Below are 21,422 nucleotides of genomic sequence, written 5' to 3'. Positions count from 1 at the left end.
AATGAAAACATGGATTCCAGACATGCTCTACCGCGCCGCGTGCGATGAACTGATGGATGCGCCGGATTGCGATGAAACCCGGCTTCTGCGCACCGTTCGGCAGTTTTCCTCCATCAACCGGCTGGTCTCGCGCTACCGCACCATTCTTAAACGTGAAGTGCTGGCCGACATGATGAAAGAACCCGGACGGGAATATCATCTGGTCGATATGGGGGCCGGCGGATGCGATATCGACGCCTGGCTCCTGCAGTCCGCGCAACGGCTCGGGCTGAAACTTCGCATCAGCGCCTGCGACCTCGATCCCCGGATCATCCGATACGCCCGGACCACCTACGGCGATACGCCGGGGCTCGATATCCGCAGGCTGGATCTGCTGCAATATCCGCCCGAAGAACCGGTCGACTATGTTTTCGCCAACCATTTCCTGCACCACCTGACCGATCAGCAGATCAAACACCTGCTGGGCGTGTGGGCACCGCGCACACGCCGCCGGATGGTGCTGAGCGATCTCAGGCGCTCTTCCGCGGCTTATCTGGGCTATGCCGCGCTCTCGCTGTTCTATCCCGCCAGCTTTGCCCGGACCGATGGCCTCATTTCGATCCGCAGAGGATTTCTTCCCGGCGAACTGCAGGCGCTCGCCGATACCGCCCTGCCGGAAAACCGGCACACCGTTCTGCAGTACAGTCCCGGCAGACTCGTGCTTCGTATTGAATGTTCTGCCTTGCCAAATGACGAAAGAACCGTAAATTGACGCCGATTCATTTCACGGAGGCAGCATGTGTCCGGAAGCCGCCCGCTCTGCAACGGGCTGCCCGCGGAAAGTCCCCCGCTTTTTTCTCATAAAAAAGGGTGGACTCGCATAAGTGCTTTCCCTATACATAACCCTCTTTTGCGCGATTCCCCGATCTCGCATGGACCTGAATTTAAAGAAATGGTGGTATTACAATGCCGAAAATGAAGACAAAAAAATGTGCAGCCAAACGGTTTAGCAAAACCGGTACCGGCAAACTGAAGCGCAATCACATGGGTGGAAGCCATATTCTGTCCAACAAAAACCGTAAACGCAAACGGAAGCTGCGCAGCCAGGACATCGTCCACTCGGCCGATATGAAGCGCATCACTCCGTACATCTAATTGCCGAGGAGATTAAACCATGCCAAGAGCAACGAATGGACCGGCGTCACGCGCCAGAAGAAACAACCGCCTGAAACTTGCTAAAGGTTTCCGCGGTGCCCGCAGTAAACTGTTCCGTCAGGCTACAGAAGCCGTTGACCGCGCACAGGCCATGGCTTACGTTCACCGTAAGCACAAAAAACGCAACTTCCGCCGTCTGTGGATTGTCCGCGTGAATGCCGCCTGCCGCATGAACGGCATTTCCTACAGCCGTTTCATCGATGGATGCAACAAAGCGAACATCACCATCAACCGTAAGATGCTGTCCGAAATCGCCATCCACGATGCCGAAGGTTTCAGCAAAATCGTTGATGCTGCAAAAGCTAAAGTTGCTTAAGCAACACCAAGCTTTTCTGCAAAGAGCGTCCCGACCGGGCGCTCTTTTTTTGTGCCTCCATTAAAGAAAAGCCGGGCGCGGCCGCCGGGCGCGCCGTACGCAGGCCGAACATTCTCCCCGTCCCTGTTTCCAATCATTGGAAGTTTTCCCTATCGCCGTCCGCTCCTAGGTCACAATGATGAACTGCACATCCTGCCCATCCCGATAATCGGTCAAAAAAAAGTCCGTCCCGTTGAACACAGGACGGACTCGGCAGTGCGTGATGGTTTGGACTACTGAATCGTGACGAAGCGTTCCCTCGGAGTCATGCAGATCCCGCATCTTTCGGGCGCTGTGCCGGCATAGGTGTTGCCGCAGGTAAGGCAAACCAAATATTGGGATGCCAGTGAATCCTCATGGCCCGCGACCAATTTCGCCACGGCATCCTTATACAGCGCCGCATGCTCCTTCTCGGTCTGATATGCATAGTTGAAGGAAACAAGTGCCAGACTGACATTCTCCTTTTGCGCGGTTTTCAGAAACTCCGGATACATGGTGGCAACTTCATAGCCCTCTCCCTCAATGGCAGCCTCCAGGTTTTCCCTCGTGGATTTCACGGTATACTCCGGGGTGAAGGCCTCCATACTTTCGCCGAGCTTCGCCAATACCGCCCGATGGTTTCCGGCGTGGATCGTTTCGGCCTTGGAGGTTGCCTGAAAGAGCAGGGCAATCTTGTCGTACCCCTCATCGGCGGCCTTCTTTGCAAAGGCGGCATACTTGGCACTGGCGGTGGTTTCGCCTTTAATGGCCGCCTTGAGGTTGGCAACTGTGGCCGCCGACGATCCGGCATGTACGGAACTCCCGACAAGCATGGTGGCGGCAAGAACTGCGATAACGTTTGATGTCATGATAAATCTCCTTCGGTTAGTTGTTTATCATCGAACGGAAAGAAACATACCCGAACCGGACTTAACGAACCCTTAAACGCGTCTTAAAATTCGCTTAAAAATCATGCTGCAGGGAACCCGATGCGGAACGTGGTTCCATGTTCGGGGGAGCTGTCCGCTGAAATGGAAAAGTCCTGCAGGTCGACCAGCCGTCTGACAATGGCCAACCCCAGGCCGGTACCCGGAAGATGGGAGGAACGGCATTCATCAATCCGATAAAAACGGTCGAAGACGCGGTTCAGCTGCGGCTGCGGGATGCCGTGTCCGAAATTGGTGACCGAGAGCTCGATATGATTTCCGCCGCGGATGGTTTGCACCTGGATGATCCCGTTTCGGCACGAGTATTTGACCGCATTCGAGATCAGGTTTTCGAGGATAATGCCGGTCATCGCGGCATCCGCATTGATGATATCGGAACCATGGAAGCCGCATTTCACGGAAATGTTTTTTTCGGCGATGGATTCCCGGAAATGGCCCAATGCGGTTTCAGTGCTCAGTTTTAAATCAACCGGCCCCATCATCGGGCGCAGGCCGTTTTCGGAACGGGCCAGCGTAAGCAGCTGCTCAACCAGCGCAGCCATCCGATCCACCTCGCCTATCACATATTCGATTTTTTCCTCATAGTGTCCAGGTTCCCGCTGCTTGCGGATCAAAACCTCCAACGTCCCCCGGATGACCGAAATGGGATTGCGCAGTTCATGCGAGGCATCAGCCGTGAACTGTTTCTCGCGTACGACCGCCTCCTGCAACCGGTCCAGCAAACGGTTGATCGTTTCGGACAGCTTATAAAGCTCGTCCTTTCGCGGAGGAACGGGAATCCGTTCATTCATATTTTCGCGGGTGATCAGATCGGCGGTAGCGATGACCGTGTTCACCGGGGAGATGATCCGACCGGCAATCATCCGCGATACGGCAAACAGAAACAGCAGCACCGTCGGGAACGAGATCAACAGGATATACCTGAGATTCGACAGCACCCTCGCCGACTCCTCAAACGGAATGGCAACAATCAGGTAGCCCTGAATCGGACCGTTGTCCGGCCGCAACGGAGCCTGGATCTGCCGCACAGACGCCCCGGCAACGAGTAAATCATAGAACGCCTTTCGCGTCGCATGCGGGTGGAATTCAAGATTGTTATTTCTCAGGTTAACGGTTTTCCGCAGATTTTTTCCCGAAGGATCCACCACCTGTATGAAGGTGGGGTTGACTTCGATCTGCGCATGCTCCTGCTCGCTCCATTCAAAGGTATTGGCAAAGATCAGTTCATCTTCGATATAGACGATACTGTTTGCCACCTCGGCACATTCGGCCTCAAGATCCTTGTTGAGGTGCGTGTAGACGGTGTTATGGACAATACCGTAGATCACCAGAAAAAGAATGGCCGTTGACAGCGCCGTCACCGCCACAAAGTAAAACGCAATCCGGTTTCTCAGGCTCATGCTATTCTTCACGCGCAATATAGCCCACCCCCCGGATCGTTCCGATGTGGTTTTTCCCATCGCCGGTATCGAGTTTCTTGCGCAGGAAGTTGATGTAGACATCGATCACAGAGGTATCGGAGTCGAAATGAATATCCCATACGTGTTCGATGATGCGTGTTCGGCTGCACACCTTGCCCTTGTTGCGAATCAGAAACTCCAGCAGGGCGAACTCCTTCTGAGTCAGCTTGATTTCGGTTTCGTCTTTAAACACCTGGTGCGTATCGAGGTTCATCTGGATGCTGCCCAGCTCCAGCCGCGCGTGCTCGCCTCCGTGTTCACGAAGCTGCACCCGGATCCTCGCGAGCAGCTCCTCAAACTCAAACGGTTTCCTGATATAGTCGTTGGCACCTGCCTCCAGCCCGAAAACGGCATCCCTGACGGTGTCCTTGGCGGTCAGGAAAATAATCGGTGCCGAGATTTCCCGCTGGCGCATCTGCCGGCAGATTTCGATACCGCTGACCCCCGGAACCATCCAATCCAGAAGAACCATATCGTAATCGTTGGTCAGAGCCAGCTCCAGCCCCTCATCCCCGTCCGATGCGGCATCCACGGCAAAATTCTCCTCCTGAAGCCCTTCCTTCAGGAAGTTCAGTATGCCTTTTTCATCCTCAACAATTAAAATACGCACAGGTTCTCCTGCTTGGTTTGTTGTGTATCAATCGACATCATCACCGCCCAGTGCGCCGAAATCAATCCCCAGATCGAGCTGTACACCGGCTGCATGCTTAAACACAAGCTCGCCGCCATAATATCCGGTTCGGGCGACCGAAAGCACGCCGACCAGGAAAAGCAGCAGGGCCACCGCCTTCACGACACCTTTATATTTTTTCAGGAGCACCGCTGCAATCCGGACGAGCGCTGTTCCCGACACCAGCCACAGCGTAAGCTCCGCTGCCGATTCATGCAACTCCAGCGCCTGTCCCATCGCTCCGGCTTCCGGCATGCCGTCACCGGCATACTCTCCGGAAAGATAAGCAGCGACCACGCCTACGGTTCCGAGAATCAGCAGATAAAATCCGCAATGGTTGAAAAACGCCCTCCTGGTCACCAACCCGATCAAATCGCTCATGAAGCCGACCAACAGTAACGCAATCGGGAAATGGACAATCATCGGATGAATATGAGTTAAATCAAGCACGGGATACCTCCATTGGTTTAGCCCCAACATACCCTGCCTCCCTTAAAAGAAACTAAGTGGAGTCTTAAAATTCGCTTAAAATTCCCCTGCGGAGATTCCACTGAAGCCCGTGGTCCTAAATTTGGAGTTAAGCGCACACAAACATGATCAAAAACGCCATTGCCAAACTCATCAACCAGGAATCGCCCGGCCGCGCGGAGACGGCCGCGACCTCCGCGCGCCGTATGCAGGCCGAACATTCTCCCCTTCCCTACTTCCAATCATTGGAAGCTTTCCCTATCGTTTTCCAATCATTGGAAAATCAGGGAGCACGTATGATCAAAGACGCCATTGCCAAACTCGTCAGCCACGAAACCCTTTCACGCGCGGAAGCCGCCGAAGCCATGACCGACATTATGTCGGGCGACGCCACCGAAGCACAGATCGGTGCTTTTATCATGGGCCTGCGCCAGACCGGCGAAACGCCGGAAATCATTGCCGGCTGCGCCGAGGTGATGCGCGCCAACGCCACCCCGGTTAAATGCGATGACCCGAACGCGGTCGATATTGTCGGCACCGGCGGCGATGGGGCGCATACCTTCAACATTTCCACGACGTCCACCTTTGTCATTGCCGGCGCCGGCGTCACGGTGGCTAAACACGGCTCCTACGGCGTCTCCAGCAAATCCGGCGCGGCCAATGTGCTCGAAGCCCTCGGCGTCAACATTCAGTACACCCCGCAGCGCATGGAAGAGTGCCTGAACGAACTGGGCATTGCCTTTCTGTTTGCGCCCGGTCTGCACCCGGCCATGAAACATGTCGTCGGCCCGCGCCGCGAACTCGGCATCTGGAGCATTTTCAATATTCTCGGACCGCTCTGTAATCCGGCGGGCGTTAAAAACGGTGTCATGGGTGTGTTTAAACCCGAGCTGGTTCCGATTGTGTCCGACGCCTGCGCCCAGCTCGACATGAATTATCAGTTTATCGTGCACGGCAACGACGGCCTCGACGAATTCACCACCACAACCACCACCATGGTCACCGAAATCCGCCGCGGTAAAGTGGAATCCTACGAAGTCCAGCCCACCGGCCTCGGCCTCGCCACTGCAAAACCGGAGGATCTGATCGGCGGTGAACCCGCGGAGAATGCGGAAATCACCCGCGCCCTGCTCAACGGCGAAAAAGGGCCGAAGCGCGATATCGTCCTGCTCAACGCCGCCTTCGCCATCATGGCCGGCGGAAAAGCCGACAGCCCGAAAGACGCCCTCGCCCTGGCGGCAGAATCGATCGATTCCGGTGCGGCACTGAAAAAACTCGAAGCGCTCGCCGAAATGTCGAAAATGTAGAAAGCCGAAAAACCTATTTTACCTATGCACTTGGAGACCCATTGATGAGCAAAACCATCATTGCATGCATATTATTCAACCTTTTTAATCTAGTCTCCGTTGTCAGGGCGAATGAGACGCAAGTTTTCATACAGGATTATGACGGCAAACTATTCTACGGATCCTTGGATAATGATTTTTATGTGGGTGAGCATCCAGACAGCATGGAACTTAATCACCATTTTGATGAACCTGTAGGGAAAATTGTATCCGGCACTAGTGCCGTGGTGATATCGACTGGAAAATCAGATCGGCCTCAAACCGTCTGGCAGTTCAGCAAACAAACCGAGACGGTTGAAGCGAGTGATCTAGAAGAACAAAAAAACGTGGCGCACCTGAGCTTCTTAAATGACCGTTTTTTCGCTCAAGTTGATCCAACAACCTGGTATTCATCTGCTGGTGGCCTCCATTGGAACCAATTTAAAACCGATACTGAAGGAATCTATACACAGGGCATAGCTTACCGTAATGGAACCTATGTTATCCTCAGTCAGGAGTATCCGACTGGACAGGCAGAACCGGAAAAACCCTTTGCTGTATACTCTACCGATGGAAAAACCTGGACTACCGTCCGAAATATCATCGACACCAAATCTCATCCAATTCAATGGCTGGGAAAACCCGTTGTTATTCCCGAAGGTTTTATCGCTCTAACAGACCGGGGATATCTATTGTCAGAAAATGGCGTGGACTGGACGTTCCAGCCCGGCGATTCAATCGCTGTTCGTCACGATGCTGAATTTGCAGGATACCACGGAGGAGCGTTCTACACCTTTGATGGCGGTAGCCTTTTTAAAAAAACAGCTCTGAACGGAGATTTTGAGCAAGTCCAGACGCAGCAAAAAATATTGAGCCCGTGGGATATCCGATTGTTTATGATACCCGGGCATTCAGACCCGCTTCTGATATATAAGAATCCGGAGAAGCAATTCGTTGTCGAAGGGGCTGGCATCCAGTCACTCCAAATTGCCGGCAAGAAGGATTCCCCTCTACCTTCTGCGTCGCTGGCAGAGAACAATGCAGTCTTCATCCAAGACTATGATGGATCACTGTTTTATGGCTCGTTGGAAAAGGGTTTTTATACCGGTAACCATTATCGATCACCTGTACTAAAGCATACCTTTGACAGAAACATTGTTCGCATTGTTTCCGGTCCCGATCATGTTGTGATTACAACCGGCCACCAATCCGGCTACGGTAATGAGATCTGGGTTTTAGACAAATCATCAGACACGATTGAACGGGGTGATTCCAGTTACACACCTAATATTAGCGATCTCACATGCCTTAACGGAACATTCTTTTTTATGACTGGCACACATCAATGGTTCGCCTCTAAAACCGGCCTACAGTGGAAAACACTTACCTTTCCCATCGAGCCAAGTCAAATGATGGGGATGGCCTATAACAACGGAACCTATGTTATTCTATGCAAAACCCACGTAGTAAGCAGCGACAAATCTCGCACACATCTGCCTCCTCGGATTTTCGCCATGTATTCCACCAATGGCGAAACCTGGCAGGTTTCCCGTGAAATGGGTTGCCCTGAAGAAACTGCCTATAAATGGGTGCATAAGCCCTTTGCAACAAGAAACGGCTTCATCGCCAAGGTAGATAAGGGATATATTCTCTCCGAGGACGGCATTAGCTGGACTTTCCATGCAGACCATACAGAAGGAACCCTTAAAGCCAGTCTTAATGGGCTGTGCTATCTCTACCGAGAAAATTCGATCTACTCTCAACCCGATGCGATGACGGGTAAATGGGAGAAACATGAGTACCTAGATCCGATGGAAGCGCCTCATTTTATGCGATTCCTTCCGGTAGATGGGAAAACATTCCCGATCATCACCTATCGCACTAAAAACGGATCCGTCATCACGTCAGCACCGGTCGGATGGGACCAGAAGCCTGTGCCTGAGCCCGTTGAGAAAGAAAAGGTTGCATCAAAACCGGAAACACATTCAAAAAACTGGATCACAGCAAGCTATCTCTCCAAAAACAACACCCCCATCTCCCAGTTGCAAACGGCTCTTGTGGCCGCGGAGCTCGACATGCCGATCACAGCACTCCGGATCTGCAATACCGTGTTAAAAAGTGACGAAGTCGAGCTAAAGGAAAAATTCCATGCCCTGGCAGCACGAATTCATGCAAGCCTCGACGAACCGGCATGGGCATATCACCATGAGCAACAGCTTAAAAATTCACCAAAGGGAGTGGAATCAACCTATTGGCTTGGTGCCGTTATGCATTTCTATCAATGTGTAATGACTGAATCAATTACCGATCGACTGGCCAACCCTGCACTATGGCCAGAGGAATTGATTAAGAGTGACCAACGCCTTTCTCGGGGGAAATTAGATGCTGAATTCTGGAAAGCGCGCTTTGATCTGACTCAAAAAATGAACCTTGACCAAGATGCCGCGATGGCAGCTGCCAATGTAATATTATCCTCGTCTGATAAAATGGATCCATGCATTGATTACCTTCACGCCAGACAGGTAAAGGCATCGGATTTAGCACAACAGGCGATGAATGCATTGCAGGAAGAAAAGACGGATGAAGCTCTAATCCTTGCGCTCTCCGCCATGAACTACGACCCCGTTTCGCACTCAATTCTTAAATCCGCCTACAAGATTGCCGCAGCCACGCATAATGATGCGCTTGCAGTCTCGATTCTTTCGCTTCGCTGGCAGGCGGGTGATGAAACTATCGATCTTGCCTCCTGCCTACCGAAGATTGCAAAGCAGGGCGACTTTTCCCTTTTGTTATCCATCTGTGCATCTAAAAGCAGCGACAGCACAGATTGGGTCTGTCCCTATTACCTCACATTAGCTGCATTTGCATGGGATTTGCCCTACCTTGAATCGCAGGCCTTACGCGCACTGGCAGATAACCGGTTTGAGGGACAAATCTTTAGCATCCCTCTTCTCCACACCGCGATTTCACCCTTTAAGATGGGTAAGGATAAAAGGTTGAGTCAGAACATCACTAAATGGGACCTGCGTGAATTTGGTTCACTCACGTTTAGACAAATGCAAATGCGAGAAGCCACGCTCCCCCCCCTGGAAAACGCATTGACATGGAATTTAAATCAGTCCTATGTAAAGACTCAGGAGGAAAAAGATTTACAGGAAGCTATTCTCAAGGAACAAAGTACACGCTTCGATGCCAATCTTCCACATGCCGCATATTTGCTGGGCCAACTGGATGCCAGCACCTACGAAACCAAATGTACCGGACCTCACGATAGCGCAACCCGAAACGCTCTTCTTGCACTAATCAAAGATAGGAATAATACCACGCAGGGAGGCTCGTCAGCCGTCGACTTCCAGCCCTTTCTGGAAGACCCCATCCTCAACGTAAACCTCAAAGCCGCAATTCATTGCTGGATCAGCAAGACAAAAGAACTGTATCCATCGACCGTTCGTTCCTCTGATCCAATATTCATACGCTTTCCCTTCTCCTCAAACCCCCAAGTAGAAAAAAGAGCTCGTCAGGGAGCCATCGTATACGCCGAAGTTCCCTATCCTAAGAGACTAATATCAGATGCGAATCTCCACTATTCCACTTTCATTAGTAACCAGACCAACCTCCTGAAAAATTCTTCCATCTGGCCCGAAGCAGATGATCCTGTCTTATGGCTGGGCTGGGATCCCCGCCTCAGGCCCAATAGTGCGACGTCCTCCACAGATATCTATGAAGGGAACTGGAGTGCCTTTTATGCATTTGAATATAATCTCTGGTTGGCACAAAATATCGATATCAGCAGCCCTGAATTATCGGTATATGAGCGAACAATGCGTCAGGAACAATTTCTTGATTCAATACAAGATGATGCAACATCTTTCCGAGTTGATCAGCGCACTCCTGCCCGGCTCAAAACAGCATCACATCGACTCAAGACCATTCAAAGCCTTAAAACAAAGCTCACTGACAGAGAAGGCGATGTGCTGCTTTTTGAATTTCTTCACACAGCCAAAGTCCTCGACAATGATGAAAAAGATCAAGTGCTGAATACCGCAAGTATGCAACAATTGAAAAACGAAACCTTAGCCCGCATTAAGGCTGGAAAAAAACTGGATATGGGCTCGGAATTGGTCTTTCGGCGACATGCGGAAAAACTATTTCCGCCTGAATCCGGCTATTCAGATCTCGCTTTTTCACTGGTAAGCAAAGGTAAGACCGATGCCGAAGTCAGGCAGGCTGTCTCGGATGCCCAAAGTGCGGCATTTAAAGCCGCTCTTGCCCGAAACGCAGAAATCCAACGTAAAAAAGAAGAACAGGAGCAGGCGATAGCAAACATGCAGCGCGTATGGGCCGGGCAAGATGCAAAAATGGACTTCCAACAACCTGAATATGCCAAGGATGCCGGCGATCGGTGGGCTGACGCCATATATCGTGCTGCCCTACGCCAGCAGCAATACAAGCCAGAGATAATAAAAAATTATAATTCAAACGGCACAGTCGACATTATTATCAGGCGCTAACTGAAAATTTATCCCATGAAACGAAATTTTAAATACGCCATCATCTGGTTTTTGATCGGCTTCGCGCTGATTAAATTCATGGGTTGGGATCAATTGGCGGATCAGCGCGAAACGGCCAAGTGGTTCAAGACGGAGGCGACCGTACTTTCGAGCGATGTCTCGCTCGACAGCGCGAAAAACGAATATCATCTGGGACTTCACTTCAGCACCAAGGTCGGCGGGAATATCTATTCCTATACCTGCTTCCGCAATGCCGGGGCGAAAGGCCACATGGATACACTGGCTGAAACCACCTATGCCCCCGGCGCAACCATCGCCGTATTCATCAACCCGAACAATCCATCGCAATATCGTTTTCCACAACGCGCCATCGGACCTTGGATCGTGGGTTTTATTCCCGGCGTTTTTCTTATCCTGATTGGTCTGAGCGTGCTTCGTGCAAAGGAGAGCGAACATGATTAACGCACCCTACACGCACCGGCTAAATTTATTCAAGAAAAGCCGAACCTGGCGCACCGGACAAGACGACTCAGGAATGATTCGTTATGAAGATATGCAGCGCGTGCACCGAAATATGTTCCAACCCGCACGGACAAAAATCGCATCGCCCTCAAAAAATGAACTGGCCGAGGTCATCGGCATCGACGGCGACTTTACCGGACAGATTGTTTCCTGTATCGGCGCATCGGCCTGCCCCATCGGCCTGCTGCAGACCGAATCAGCTGCGACGCAAATTGCCGATGCCCTCAACGAACTGCTCAGCGAATACCCCGATCTCCCGCCGACAGCGTATGAATCAATTATCAGCGGTATCGGCATCTCCGGATGCGCTAGCGCCTGCGGCCTGAATCTGATTGCCGGCATCGGCTTCCACGGACATAAAAAACGGATCGATGGGGAAGCTGTTGAATTTTATCAACTGCATCTGAGCGGACAGATTAATGAAACGCAGCACACTCTGGCCGTCACTAACGCGCAATGGCTCGTAAAAGCAGATGAGGTTGGATCGGTTGTTTCCGCCCTAGTGCGACCTTATCTGGAGCAGATCCGGAAAACGGATGATGATAAAACCCTGAAGGATTTTATGGCCTCGAAACGCCCCCTTCTCCAGAACGAGATCGATTCCGATCTCTCGAACATCATAGAATACATTAAGGACTAACATGTTCAAAAGCCTACTGATAGCGGGCCTCGTCACACTCCTGACCTGGAATGGATTTGCAGAACAGGATGCCCTGCCGCGGAACCTGGAGCAGCTGAATCAATCCGGTCTGCAGCTCGATCTGGATCGAATCATGGACCGGGGCTTCATCCGCGTGCTGACGCGCAATAATCCGGCATGCTATTTCATGCATCGCGGGCAACTGATGGGGTTTGAATATGAAATGGTTCAACGCTTTGCCCAGCAGCACGGCCTCGAAGTGGTCGTCATTGTTCCGGATAACTGGGCGGATATGGGCAGCTGGCTCAAGGAAGGACGGGCCGATGTAATCGCCGCCACGGTTACCATGACGCCCCAACGCATTAAAAACTCAAACGATCTGGCATTCTGCAGACGCTATGGCGAGTTCCGGGAACAGATTATCACGCGGGCCGATGATCACTCCATCCGATCCCTGGAAGACCTGAAAGACCGCACCATCCATGTGCGCAAATCCAGCTCGTATTATGAGTCTCTTGTTGAGCTGAAAAAAATTAAGAAGCTGCAGTTCAAGTTCAGTATTGTTCCGGAAAATATGGAAACCGTTGAGATCCTCGACCGGGTGGCCAAAGGCGAATTTGATCTCACCTGTGCCGATCGGACACTTCTGAATCAGAGCGTCCGACTGGGAGACCAACTGAAACCCGTAATCAAACTGCCGCGCGTGCGCGGCTATGGTTGGGTGGTCCGCAGCAATCAGCCCCGCCTCCGAGCAGCCATCAACCGGTTCTTCGAAGCAGAGACCGAAAGCGCTTCTCTCTCCACAATTTACGACCGCTACTTCAACCTCGCCCACAACACAGAGCTTGAAGATACATTCACCGAACAGCGTTCCGGGCAGATTTCCCCCTATGACGCCATTGTGAAAAAACATGCGGCCACCTACATGCTTCCGTGGACCCTGATCTGCTCCCAGATGTATCAGGAAAGCCGGTTTGATAAAGATGCGGTTTCATGGTCCGGAGCACAGGGCCTGATGCAATTGATGCCGGCCACCTCTATAGAACTGGGCGTAGAAAATCCCTTTGACCCGGATGACAATATCCGAGGCGGAATCAACTACCTGAGAAAGCAGTATCGTCGAATTCCCGGCGACCTTAGCACAGTCGACCGGATGTGCTTTGCCCTCGCCTCATATAATGGCGGCTATGGACATCTTATCGATGCGCGCAAGCTGGCAGAGGAAACAGGGAAAAATCCCGATGTCTGGATGAATAACGTCGAAAAAGCTTATGCGCTGCTGTCGGAGCCCCAATATGCCCGGCAGGCCGGATATGGCTACTGCCGGAGTGAACACATCATCAGCTACGTGCGGAAAATCATGAGTCGCTACGTCGCCTACAACCAGTCGACCCGGTAGAACACTCGGCTTCACGGGGAATTCCGACAAAACACGCCGCTGTACCCCGTCAATATAGCCACGCGAATCAACGAATAAATTGGATTCGCATACACCTATGCAAAGATCATCCCCGCCCGATCACGGGCCCCAAGCGTTGGAAACAGTGCGTTAATAGCAAACGCACCCCCTACGCTTATTGCCTGCAAATGCATGCTTCATTCGCCCTCCTTCGGGTAATGTTGCCAGCCGTACTCACGGCGGCAAAATCATAACGTTTAACTTTCGGTACAATTTTTCTGTTGTCCACCCCGTTGATCTTACCTGCCTAACATCGGAGTGATCATGCAGAAAACGCTGCTGCACATTTTAAGTCATAATGGACGCCTGCTGGAAAAGATGCTGGAACAGGAACTGGCCGACAACGGGCTTCATCATGGGCAGGGGCGCATCCTCGTAAACGTGAAGCGGGCAGGCGAAATCACCCAGGCCGACCTGGCGCGCCACATGGAGATCAAACCTTCCACGATCACCAACATGCTCAAACCGCTCGAACAGCGGAAACTGATCACACGCAAAGTTGATCCCGGCACCAACCGCGCCCTGCGGATCTCCCTCACTCCCGCCGGAAAAAGCGCCTGCAAAACAGTCGAAGCCGCGTGGGAGCGCATCGAAATACGCCTGCGCGAAAATCTCCCGGAAAGCGGAATGGATGAACTTTTCCAGGCATTGGAAATCATTCGCGGCACACTGGGCGGAAAAGACCCGAAGGAACACCCCCTGTCAAAAGAAAAGGAATAAGCCATGAAAACAACAGCACGTATCGGAACGGCCCTTATCAGTCTCGCGGCCTTGAGCTCCCCGGCCGGGCTCACCTACCCCGTTGTCGACACCGGCCAAACGACCGCCTTCGGAAAAGACAAGGGACAGGACGCCCACTACCTCGCCAATCCACCGTCTTATAAAGACAACGGCGACGGCACCGTCACCGACAACGTAACCGGCCTGATGTGGATCAAAGACCCCGGCGAAAAAATAACCTGGGAGCAGGCCATGCAGAACGCCTCAAAATGCCGAACCGGCGGTTACGATGACTGGCGTCTGCCCTCGATCAAAGAGCTCTACTCCCTGATTCAGTTTACCGGCCTCGACCCCGATCCCATGAGCACAGACACCGGCAGCCTGATTCCGTTTATCGACACCGACGTCTTCGATTTCAAATACGGAGATCCGGCCAAAAACGAACGCATCATCGATTCGCAGTTTGCCACAACCTCCATCTACACCTCCACCACCATGCGCGGCGCTAAAACCATGTTCGGCGTCAACTTTGCTGACGGCCGCATCAAGGGCTACGGTCTGGAGGACCCGCGCGGTCGCGGCGCAAAAACCTTCCACGTGCTCTATGTGCGCGGCAATCCCGAATACGGCAAAAACAAGTTCAAGAACAACGGCGACGGCACCGTCACCGACGAGGCCACCGGCCTGACCTGGATGAAAGCCGACAGCGGAAAAGGTATGGACTGGCCCTCGGCGCTGGAATATGCCGAAGGCATGGAGTTCGCCGGTCACGACGACTGGCGCCTGCCGACCGCCAAAGAACTGCAGAGCCTCGTCGATTATTCCCGCGCTCCGGACTCCACCGGGTCCGCTGCCATTGATCCTGTTTTCCAATGTACGGAAATCACCAATCCCGGCGGAAAAAAAGATTATGCCGCCTATTGGTCCAGCACCACCCATCTCAGCACACGGAGCAATACATCTGCGGCTTACGTCAACTTCGGCCGCGCCCTCGGCTGGATGGAGGATCGCCGCAGCGGTGAAAAACAGCTGCTGGATGTCCACGGCGCCGGCGCCCAGCGCTCCGACCCGAAAACCGGCGACGCTTCCGAATTCCCCTACGGCCGCGGCCCGCAGGGCGACGTGATCAGCATCGACAACATGGTGCGGCTCGTCCGCGGCGGCAACGTGGAGCAGGTCGACCCGCCCGTCGCCCGCGAAACCCGCATGCGCGAAAGCAGCGGCGATCAGTCGCGGCAGCAGCGCCCGAATCGGCAGCAGGGTCAGCAGCAGAACGCGCGGCGCGGACAAAGACAGAACCCGGGCATGAACGTCGGACAACGAACCGCCCGTAGCGGTCAGGGCAGCCGCCCGCGCGATAAAGTTCGTTCGCGCGACACGGAATTCAACGAGAAGTTCCCGATGGGCTCGAAACTGCCGAATTCCCTGAAACTGTATAATACGGACCGCAAACTCGTCGCAGCCAACAGCATCTTTAAAGCAAAGTACACCGTGATTGTAGGTGGTTGTCTAACGTGTCCCGAATACCGGAATTCCTATCCGGAGATCGAAGCCGTCGCCGCGGACTACCGCGACAAAGGCGTGCAGTTTTACTTTCTCTATCAATCGCTCACGCATCCGGAAAACTGGGGTTTCGTACAGCCGACGTCCATTCAGGAACGCTTTGCTCAGGTGGACCACGCGAAAGAACTGCTGCAGACCTCCATCCCGTGGCTGACCGATACGATGGACAACGAGATGAAACTGCATTTCGCGCTCACGCCGAATTCACAGTTTGTCTTCGACCGCGACGGAAAAATTGTTCATCGCTCCTCCTGGGGCCGCGGTTCCAGCTTGCGGGAATCGCTTGAAAAACTCGTCGGACCTTCCGACAAAATCACCGATATCGCCGAGCTGAACCTTCCAACGTTCGGCCCCCGCAAAACATCGGCCGCAAACAGTCTGCTTGAACCCCAGCGCCTCGACGGCGTGGCCGTTCCGCTGCGGGTCGCGGCAGGGGGCGACGAAGCGGACCTCGAATACATGCATTCCCGCAATTTCGGCAAATCCAATCGCTACGTCAAACTGCGCCCGGAAGCGGATCAGCAGCTGATTCGGACCGGGACCGGCCAGCTCTATCTCGGCTTCAGGCAGGATCCGGTACTTGGAGCCGCCTGGAACAATCTCGCCACACCGCCGAAGTACCGCATCACCGCCCGGGGCGCAAAGGTGACGCCGGCCATGGCTGCGGCACCGGAACTCAGCGTTGAACATGATACTGAACCGCGTGAGTTTCTCGTGGACGTAAAAAACTGGAAAACCGGCACGCCGATCAAAGTCGAGATTCAATATTTTGCCTGCAACGAAGAAAAAGGCTGGTGCGAAGCGGTTCAACAGGAATTCACCGTATGGCTCGAAAAAGATGAAACCGGCGGCATGGTCGCCGGGCGCACACACTTCCCCGGCAATAACGGGCAGGCCGGACGCAACGCCCAGGGGCAGCAGCGCTCAGGGCAGGACCAAAGACGCGGACAAAATCAGGGCGGCTCCATCTTGGAGCGCTTCGATACCGACAACGACGGTAAAATTTCCGAAGATGAGTTCCGTGGTCCGATTGAGCGCTTTATCCTTCTCGACGAGGACAATGACGGATATATCACCGAAGACGAAGTCCGCACCGCTCGCCGAAACCGATAGGTGCGATTCCCGAACGCGTCTAGATCAGCCCTCAAGGATGACCCGGCCCGTATGGAGAACAACATGAAAAATCTACTGCTCACAACGTCTATTTCCCTTGCGGCCATCTGTTTTTCCGATCAGCCCAACATCGTATTCATCTATGCCGACGACATGGGCTGGACCGGCTCATCCGTCGAAATGATCGAGGGCGATGCCGCAACCAGAAGCGACTTTTACCAGACACCCAACCTCGAAAAACTCGCGGCGCACGGCATGGTCTTTTCGCAGGCCTATTCGCCGGGCCCGATGTGCACCCCCAGCCGCGCGGCGGTGCTGACCGGAAAAACGCCGGCCGAACTTCATATCACGACGCCGGGCGGCGGACGCATCGACACCTCGCATCAAATGCTCACCCCGCGGACGACGACCCGTCTGCCGGAGGATCTTCCGACGCTTGGAACCGTGCTGAAAGAACAGGGCTATGCCACCGCCCTGCTCGGAAAATGGCATATCGGGCGGCGCGATGATGCCGGGATGTACGGCTTCGATGTCCATGACGGTCCCACCGAAAATGCCAGCAACGGCACCGACGACGACCCTAAGGAAATCTTCAGCCTGACGCAGCGCGGCATCGAGTTCATGGAACAGAATGTAAAGGCCGGTAAACCGTTCTATCTCCAGCTTTCGCATTATGCCGTCCACATCCCGATCCAAAGCCGGCCTGAAAGCATCAGAAAATTCGAAAAGGCGGAATCCGGTGAAGTGCATACCCACGCTTCTTATGCCGGCATGACCTGGGATCTCGATGACAGCCTCGCGGAAATTTTCCGGGCCGTGGAAAAACTGAACATCACCGATAACACCTATATCGTCTTTATGTCCGACAACGGTGCGCCCGGCAATCCCCGCAGACCGAACAACGCCCCGCTGAACGGCGGAAAGGGTTCGGTTTACGAAGGCGGCATCCGCATCCCGTTCATCGTCGCCGGCCCCGGCTTCAAAACCGGCTACTGCGCGGAACCCGTCAGCGGCACCGACCTTTTTGCCACTTTTGCCGCGTGGGCCGGAGCAGAGGTCGAGTCCGGTGAAAGCGAGGATCTGACCCCGCTGCTGACCGGAAACGACGCGGCATTCAGCCGCCGCACTGATCTGCTTTTCCACTACCCGCACTATGGCCAGGGCCCCGCCCAGAAACCACAGACGGCAATCATTTCCGGCGATTGGAAACTGCTGAAAGATTGGGAGTCCGGCGCCTGCGAACTCTTCAACCTGAAAACGGATATCGGCGAACAAACCGACCTTTCAGCACGCGAACCCAAACGCTTTGCGGCCATGTATGAAACCTTGAAACTGCGCCTGGCTGAAACCGAAGCACAACTCCCCGAACAAAACCCGGATTACAATCCGAAGGAAAAAAAGGAATGGCGGAGAACGTCTAATCGAAGGAATTAATCGTCCACCATCCCAATCTCTGGATCTCCGCTGATGATCAAAGACGGAGGAGGACCAAACGCACTGATCGCGAAGAATCCGGAACAAACGTGAATCGATCTGCCGTTAAACGGCACCGATGAGATCGTTATTCGGAATCTTCGGCGGATCGTTCCTGCTCAATTTCGGCGGTTTCCGCAAGCACCCGCGGCGTTTCAAAGAAATGTTTGTAAAGATAATCTTTGATCGGCTCAAGCCCCTCTCCGAGCTCGGCGGAAATTTCAAAAATGTTCTCCCCAGTGCGGGCCTTGAACTCGCGCAGGTTTTCTTCCGCGCCAGGCGTATCCATTTTATTGGCGACAACCAGATACGGCGTGCAGGAGAGCTCTTCCATATGCAGATGAAGCTCATCCTTGAGATGAAGAAAATCGTCGGTCGGATTCCGGTCATCCGTTCCGGCCATATCCAGCACAAAAATAATAAAACGCGATCGCTCAATATGCCGCAGAAACTGATGCCCCAGACCGACGCCCTCATGCGCGCCATCGATCAGCCCGGGAATATCGGCAAATTTAAGACGGCTGAAGTTTGGATACTCCAACGTGCCGACAATTGGATTAATCGTCGTAAACGGATACGGGGCAATTTTGGGATGCGCATGGGTCAGCCGACTGAGCAACGTTGATTTTCCGGCATTGGGATAACCGACCAAGCCGACATCGGCCATGAGTTTAAGCTCCAGCCAGAAGACCTTTTCTTCACCTTTGGTGCCTTCGGTATACTGCCGCGGGGTCTGGTTGGTGGAGCTTTTGAAGCGGATATTGCCGAGCCCGCCGTGGCCGCCTTTGCAAATCACCAGCTCTTCACCGTCTTTGGTCAGCTCTCCCACAAATTCACCGGTTTCCGCTTCCGTGACCACCGTGCCCGGCGCCACCTTGACAATGCAGTCTTCCGAATTGGCTCCATGCTTCTGCTGTCCGGACCCGCCTCCAGCATGCTTCGCCTTCACATGCGGCTGATAGTAGATCGGCAGCAGCGAATCCTCATTCACATCACACCGCAGAATCACTGAACCGCCGTGCCCGCCGTCGCCGCCGTCGGGCCCCCCTTTCGGAATTCCCTTTTCACGGCGGAATGAAATACTGCCGCTGCCGCCGTTGCCGGCCCGGGCATAGAGTTTAACGCGATCTTTAAATACAACGTGTTTCATGGAACGAGTGTAATTTTTAAGTCAATGTGTGTTAAGTGCTAAGTTCAGGTTTCAAAACGCATCACAGCACTTTTTTAGCTTAAAGCCTAACACCTAAAACTTTCTTCTTCTGTCTACGGTTATTAACTGCACAAAAAAAGGCGGGCTGAACCCGCCTTTAAACAGTCGCGCTTAAAAACTTAAGCCGTGACTTCTTCGCGAATATGAATTTTACGCTGGCGCTTGTTGAATTCAACAACACCGTCTTTCAGTGCGAAGAGTGTATAGTCCTTACCGCAACCGACGTTTACACCGGGATGAAAACGGGTACCGAGCTGACGTACCAGAATGGTACCTGCTGTGACCTTTTCTCCACCGAAACGTTTAACACCGCGACGCTGTGCATTAGAGTCGCGACCGTTGCTGGATGAACCCTGTCCTTTTTTATGAGCCATGACGAACCTCCCGCAAAATTATGCGTTGATTGCTTCCACTTTAATTTTGGTCAGTTCCTGACGGTGACCGATTTTACGACGATATCCTTTACGGCGTTTCTTCTTAAAAGAATAAATCTTATCGCCGCGCAGATTTTCAACAACCGATGCTTTCACTTTCGCACCGTCAACAACCGGAGTGCCGATCGAGAGCTCGGAACCGTTGGATACGGCCAAGGCGTCAAACTCAAGGCTGTCACCTTCTTCGGTCGTAAGCAGTTCAACATCAAGAATATCTCCCTGCTGAACGCGGTACTGCTTACCGCCGGTTTCAATTACTGCATATGCTTCCATAAATAACCTCAATACCCCAAAAGGGCGTTCTTTCCAAAAAATCAAGGGGCGGAAACTACGGAATCACCCCGCAACTGTCAACCCCAAACAAACCTGAATTTAATGCGTTTTTTCAGGCTAACTCGTTCTCCGCCACCCGCTCACCGGAATCGGGCCCGCCGCACTCCTCCCAGACTCCGATTAAACGACGGCTAACCTATTGTCCGATGCCTGCCCGGTCAAGTGCCACCGGCATGATTTCCGGACCAAACTGGTACAACACATGCTTTACTTTTGATCAAAAATAAAAAGGGTTGTACTCTATGAAAAAGGCATTTCCCCTCTTCGGATGCGCAGTCTTGCTGCTTGCCGGCTGCAGCGTAAAAGTCGCATCGTCGTTAAATAAAACCCTCAACGGAGCCGTCATTGATCACCACGGCGATGCGGTCGACAGCGATTACGTACTCAATACGGACTTTCTGCTGCTCTATTTTTCCGGCCACTGGTGCGGCCCCTGCCGCAGCTTCACGCCCGAACTGGTGAAATATTATAATGAAAAACAGGGAGGCCAGCTCTATCAGGTTCTGTTCGTCAGCTCCGACCATTCCGATACGGAAATGAAGCATTACATGCAATCCACCGAAATGCCCTGGCCAGCCGTAGTTTATCATTCCGAAGCCCGCAAAATAATCAAGCGACAGTATGCAGGCTCCGGGATCCCTCAGCTCGTTCTGCTCGACAACAACGGCCGCATTCTCGCCGACAGCTTTAAAGGCAATAAATATCTCGGCCCGCAGCACGTTCTCAACGAACTGGAGAAGCGGCTCGAAAAACGCCTAAAAAAACGTGAAGTCGATCCCGTTGGCATTTCTGAAATAACCGGCAAAGACCTCCCCACCCCAAGCAAACTGGCAAAGAAATTTCGGGTCGACGGCTTTGGTAAAACAAAAAATGAAAACATGGCATTCATCAATGGCGACATTGTTATGGCCGGTCAGAAGCTCGACGATGGCGTCATGGTGGAAAACATAACCGACAGCTTCGTAGAAATTTCATACGAAAAGAACAGGTATAAGCTTTTCCCTTAATGAAAATATGGGTATTTCTTTCTGCATGTCAGATCGAAT

The 21,422-nt window shown here is 53.0% G+C and carries 19 protein-coding genes; 12 read left to right on the top strand and 7 right to left on the bottom strand.

Annotation, left to right across the window (positions count from 1 at the left end):
- Nucleotide 1: 1 nt before the first annotated feature.
- The 3 genes from P9H32_RS13835 (at nucleotide 2) to rplT (ending at nucleotide 1,510) form a co-directional block, all read left to right on the top strand.
- Nucleotides 2–751 (top strand): methyltransferase, encoded by a 750-nt coding sequence (locus P9H32_RS13835; protein ID WP_322609497.1) that lies wholly within the window; start codon nucleotides 2–4, stop codon nucleotides 749–751.
- Between the two features lie 194 nt (nucleotides 752–945).
- Nucleotides 946–1,134 carry a 50S ribosomal protein L35 gene (gene rpmI / locus P9H32_RS13830; protein WP_322609496.1) on the top strand — a complete coding sequence of 63 codons (189 nt, stop codon included), beginning with the start codon at nucleotides 946–948 and terminating at the stop codon, nucleotides 1,132–1,134.
- Nucleotides 1,135–1,153: 19 nt separating this feature from the next.
- Complete coding sequence (gene rplT / locus P9H32_RS13825) at nucleotides 1,154–1,510, top strand: 50S ribosomal protein L20 (protein ID WP_322609495.1); 357 nt, start codon at nucleotides 1,154–1,156, stop codon at nucleotides 1,508–1,510.
- A 272-nt stretch (nucleotides 1,511–1,782) separates the two neighbouring features.
- On the opposite strand, the gene P9H32_RS13820 is transcribed toward rplT, so the two are convergent.
- The 4 genes from P9H32_RS13820 to P9H32_RS13805 form a co-directional block, all read right to left on the bottom strand.
- Nucleotides 1,783–2,397 (bottom strand): rubrerythrin family protein, encoded by a 615-nt coding sequence (locus P9H32_RS13820; RefSeq protein ID WP_322609494.1) that lies wholly within the window; start codon nucleotides 2,395–2,397, stop codon nucleotides 1,783–1,785.
- Between the two features lie 101 nt (nucleotides 2,398–2,498).
- The gene (locus P9H32_RS13815) at nucleotides 2,499–3,875 is read right to left on the bottom strand and encodes a sensor histidine kinase (protein ID WP_322609493.1); all 1,377 of its coding nucleotides are present in this window, start codon (nucleotides 3,873–3,875) and stop codon (nucleotides 2,499–2,501) included.
- A 1-nt stretch (nucleotide 3,876) separates the two neighbouring features.
- On the bottom strand, nucleotides 3,877–4,545 hold the full coding sequence (locus P9H32_RS13810; RefSeq protein WP_322609492.1) for a response regulator transcription factor: 669 nt from the start codon (nucleotides 4,543–4,545) through the stop codon (nucleotides 3,877–3,879).
- A gap of 27 nt (nucleotides 4,546–4,572) precedes the next feature.
- Nucleotides 4,573–5,055: a DUF2231 domain-containing protein gene (locus tag P9H32_RS13805; protein WP_322609491.1), complete on the bottom strand. Its 483-nt coding sequence runs from the start codon at nucleotides 5,053–5,055 to the stop codon at nucleotides 4,573–4,575.
- 314 nt (nucleotides 5,056–5,369) lie between these two features.
- On the opposite strand from P9H32_RS13805, the gene trpD reads away from it, so the two are divergent.
- From trpD to P9H32_RS13765, 8 genes are all read left to right on the top strand, one after another.
- Nucleotides 5,370–6,380 carry an anthranilate phosphoribosyltransferase gene (gene trpD / locus P9H32_RS13800; RefSeq protein ID WP_348534498.1) on the top strand — a complete coding sequence of 337 codons (1,011 nt, stop codon included), beginning with the start codon at nucleotides 5,370–5,372 and terminating at the stop codon, nucleotides 6,378–6,380.
- A 44-nt stretch (nucleotides 6,381–6,424) separates the two neighbouring features.
- Nucleotides 6,425–10,909: a WD40/YVTN/BNR-like repeat-containing protein gene (locus tag P9H32_RS13795; RefSeq protein WP_322609489.1), complete on the top strand. Its 4,485-nt coding sequence runs from the start codon at nucleotides 6,425–6,427 to the stop codon at nucleotides 10,907–10,909.
- A gap of 15 nt (nucleotides 10,910–10,924) precedes the next feature.
- A complete protein-coding gene (locus P9H32_RS13790) occupies nucleotides 10,925–11,371 on the top strand; it encodes a DUF3592 domain-containing protein (RefSeq protein WP_322609488.1) in 447 nt (148 codons plus the stop codon).
- Nucleotides 11,364–12,071: a hypothetical protein gene (locus P9H32_RS13785; protein ID WP_322609487.1), complete on the top strand. Its 708-nt coding sequence runs from the start codon at nucleotides 11,364–11,366 to the stop codon at nucleotides 12,069–12,071. Before P9H32_RS13790 ends, P9H32_RS13785 begins: the two co-directional genes overlap by 8 nt.
- A gap of 1 nt (nucleotide 12,072) precedes the next feature.
- A complete protein-coding gene (locus P9H32_RS13780) occupies nucleotides 12,073–13,470 on the top strand; it encodes an MltF family protein (RefSeq protein WP_322609486.1) in 1,398 nt (465 codons plus the stop codon).
- 324 nt (nucleotides 13,471–13,794) lie between these two features.
- A complete protein-coding gene (locus P9H32_RS13775; protein ID WP_322609485.1) occupies nucleotides 13,795–14,250 on the top strand; it encodes a MarR family winged helix-turn-helix transcriptional regulator in 456 nt (151 codons plus the stop codon).
- A 3-nt stretch (nucleotides 14,251–14,253) separates the two neighbouring features.
- A complete protein-coding gene (locus P9H32_RS13770) occupies nucleotides 14,254–16,926 on the top strand; it encodes an Lcl domain-containing protein (protein WP_322609484.1) in 2,673 nt (890 codons plus the stop codon).
- A 63-nt stretch (nucleotides 16,927–16,989) separates the two neighbouring features.
- Nucleotides 16,990–18,360 carry a sulfatase gene (locus P9H32_RS13765; RefSeq protein WP_322609483.1) on the top strand — a complete coding sequence of 457 codons (1,371 nt, stop codon included), beginning with the start codon at nucleotides 16,990–16,992 and terminating at the stop codon, nucleotides 18,358–18,360.
- Between the two features lie 127 nt (nucleotides 18,361–18,487).
- Here the strand turns inward: P9H32_RS13765 and obgE are convergent, their stop codons facing one another.
- The 3 genes from obgE to rplU form a co-directional block, all read right to left on the bottom strand.
- A complete protein-coding gene (obgE, locus tag P9H32_RS13760; protein ID WP_322609482.1) occupies nucleotides 18,488–19,549 on the bottom strand; it encodes a GTPase ObgE in 1,062 nt (353 codons plus the stop codon).
- A gap of 179 nt (nucleotides 19,550–19,728) precedes the next feature.
- Entirely contained in the window at nucleotides 19,729–19,983 is a 255-nt protein-coding gene (rpmA, locus tag P9H32_RS13755; RefSeq protein WP_130595640.1) for a 50S ribosomal protein L27, read from the bottom strand.
- Between the two features lie 18 nt (nucleotides 19,984–20,001).
- Nucleotides 20,002–20,316, bottom strand: a complete 315-nt coding sequence (rplU, locus tag P9H32_RS13750) for a 50S ribosomal protein L21 (RefSeq protein WP_322609481.1) — start codon at nucleotides 20,314–20,316, stop codon at nucleotides 20,002–20,004.
- 302 nt (nucleotides 20,317–20,618) lie between these two features.
- Here rplU and P9H32_RS13745 point away from each other — a divergent pair, with 302 nt between their 5' ends.
- The gene (locus P9H32_RS13745; RefSeq protein ID WP_322609480.1) at nucleotides 20,619–21,383 is read left to right on the top strand and encodes a thioredoxin-like domain-containing protein; all 765 of its coding nucleotides are present in this window, start codon (nucleotides 20,619–20,621) and stop codon (nucleotides 21,381–21,383) included.
- The last annotated feature ends 39 nt before the right edge of the window (nucleotides 21,384–21,422 follow it).

Origin of the sequence: Pontiella agarivorans, from assembly GCF_034531395.1 — a bacterium.
In the GTDB taxonomy this organism is placed as follows: Bacteria; Verrucomicrobiota; Kiritimatiellia; order Kiritimatiellales; family Pontiellaceae; genus Pontiella; species Pontiella agarivorans.
Note: the sequence above shows the minus strand (reverse complement) of the source record. Positions and strands in the feature narration are given on the sequence as shown.

Bases quoted from the DNA above. Each gene is read 5' to 3' on its own strand.
- P9H32_RS13765 (WP_322609483.1), top strand. From the start codon at position 16,990: ATGAAAAATCTACTGCTCACAACGTCTATTTCCCTTGCGGCCATCTGT.
- rpmI (WP_322609496.1), top strand. From the start codon at position 946: ATGCCGAAAATGAAGACAAAAAAATGTGCAGCCAAACGGTTTAGCAAA.
- P9H32_RS13795 (WP_322609489.1), top strand. From the start codon at position 6,425: ATGAGCAAAACCATCATTGCATGCATATTATTCAACCTTTTTAATCTA.
- P9H32_RS13790 (WP_322609488.1), top strand. From the start codon at position 10,925: ATGAAACGAAATTTTAAATACGCCATCATCTGGTTTTTGATCGGCTTC.
- P9H32_RS13835 (WP_322609497.1), top strand. From the start codon at position 2: ATGAAAACATGGATTCCAGACATGCTCTACCGCGCCGCGTGCGATGAA.
- obgE (WP_322609482.1), bottom strand. From the start codon at position 19,549: ATGAAACACGTTGTATTTAAAGATCGCGTTAAACTCTATGCCCGGGCC.
- P9H32_RS13780 (WP_322609486.1), top strand. From the start codon at position 12,073: ATGTTCAAAAGCCTACTGATAGCGGGCCTCGTCACACTCCTGACCTGG.
- rplU (WP_322609481.1), bottom strand. From the start codon at position 20,316: ATGGAAGCATATGCAGTAATTGAAACCGGCGGTAAGCAGTACCGCGTT.
- rplT (WP_322609495.1), top strand. From the start codon at position 1,154: ATGCCAAGAGCAACGAATGGACCGGCGTCACGCGCCAGAAGAAACAAC.
- P9H32_RS13820 (WP_322609494.1), bottom strand. From the start codon at position 2,397: ATGACATCAAACGTTATCGCAGTTCTTGCCGCCACCATGCTTGTCGGG.
- P9H32_RS13775 (WP_322609485.1), top strand. From the start codon at position 13,795: ATGCAGAAAACGCTGCTGCACATTTTAAGTCATAATGGACGCCTGCTG.
- P9H32_RS13785 (WP_322609487.1), top strand. From the start codon at position 11,364: ATGATTAACGCACCCTACACGCACCGGCTAAATTTATTCAAGAAAAGC.
- rpmA (WP_130595640.1), bottom strand. From the start codon at position 19,983: ATGGCTCATAAAAAAGGACAGGGTTCATCCAGCAACGGTCGCGACTCT.
- P9H32_RS13770 (WP_322609484.1), top strand. From the start codon at position 14,254: ATGAAAACAACAGCACGTATCGGAACGGCCCTTATCAGTCTCGCGGCC.
- P9H32_RS13815 (WP_322609493.1), bottom strand. From the start codon at position 3,875: ATGAGCCTGAGAAACCGGATTGCGTTTTACTTTGTGGCGGTGACGGCG.
- P9H32_RS13745 (WP_322609480.1), top strand. From the start codon at position 20,619: ATGAAAAAGGCATTTCCCCTCTTCGGATGCGCAGTCTTGCTGCTTGCC.
- trpD (WP_348534498.1), top strand. From the start codon at position 5,370: ATGATCAAAGACGCCATTGCCAAACTCGTCAGCCACGAAACCCTTTCA.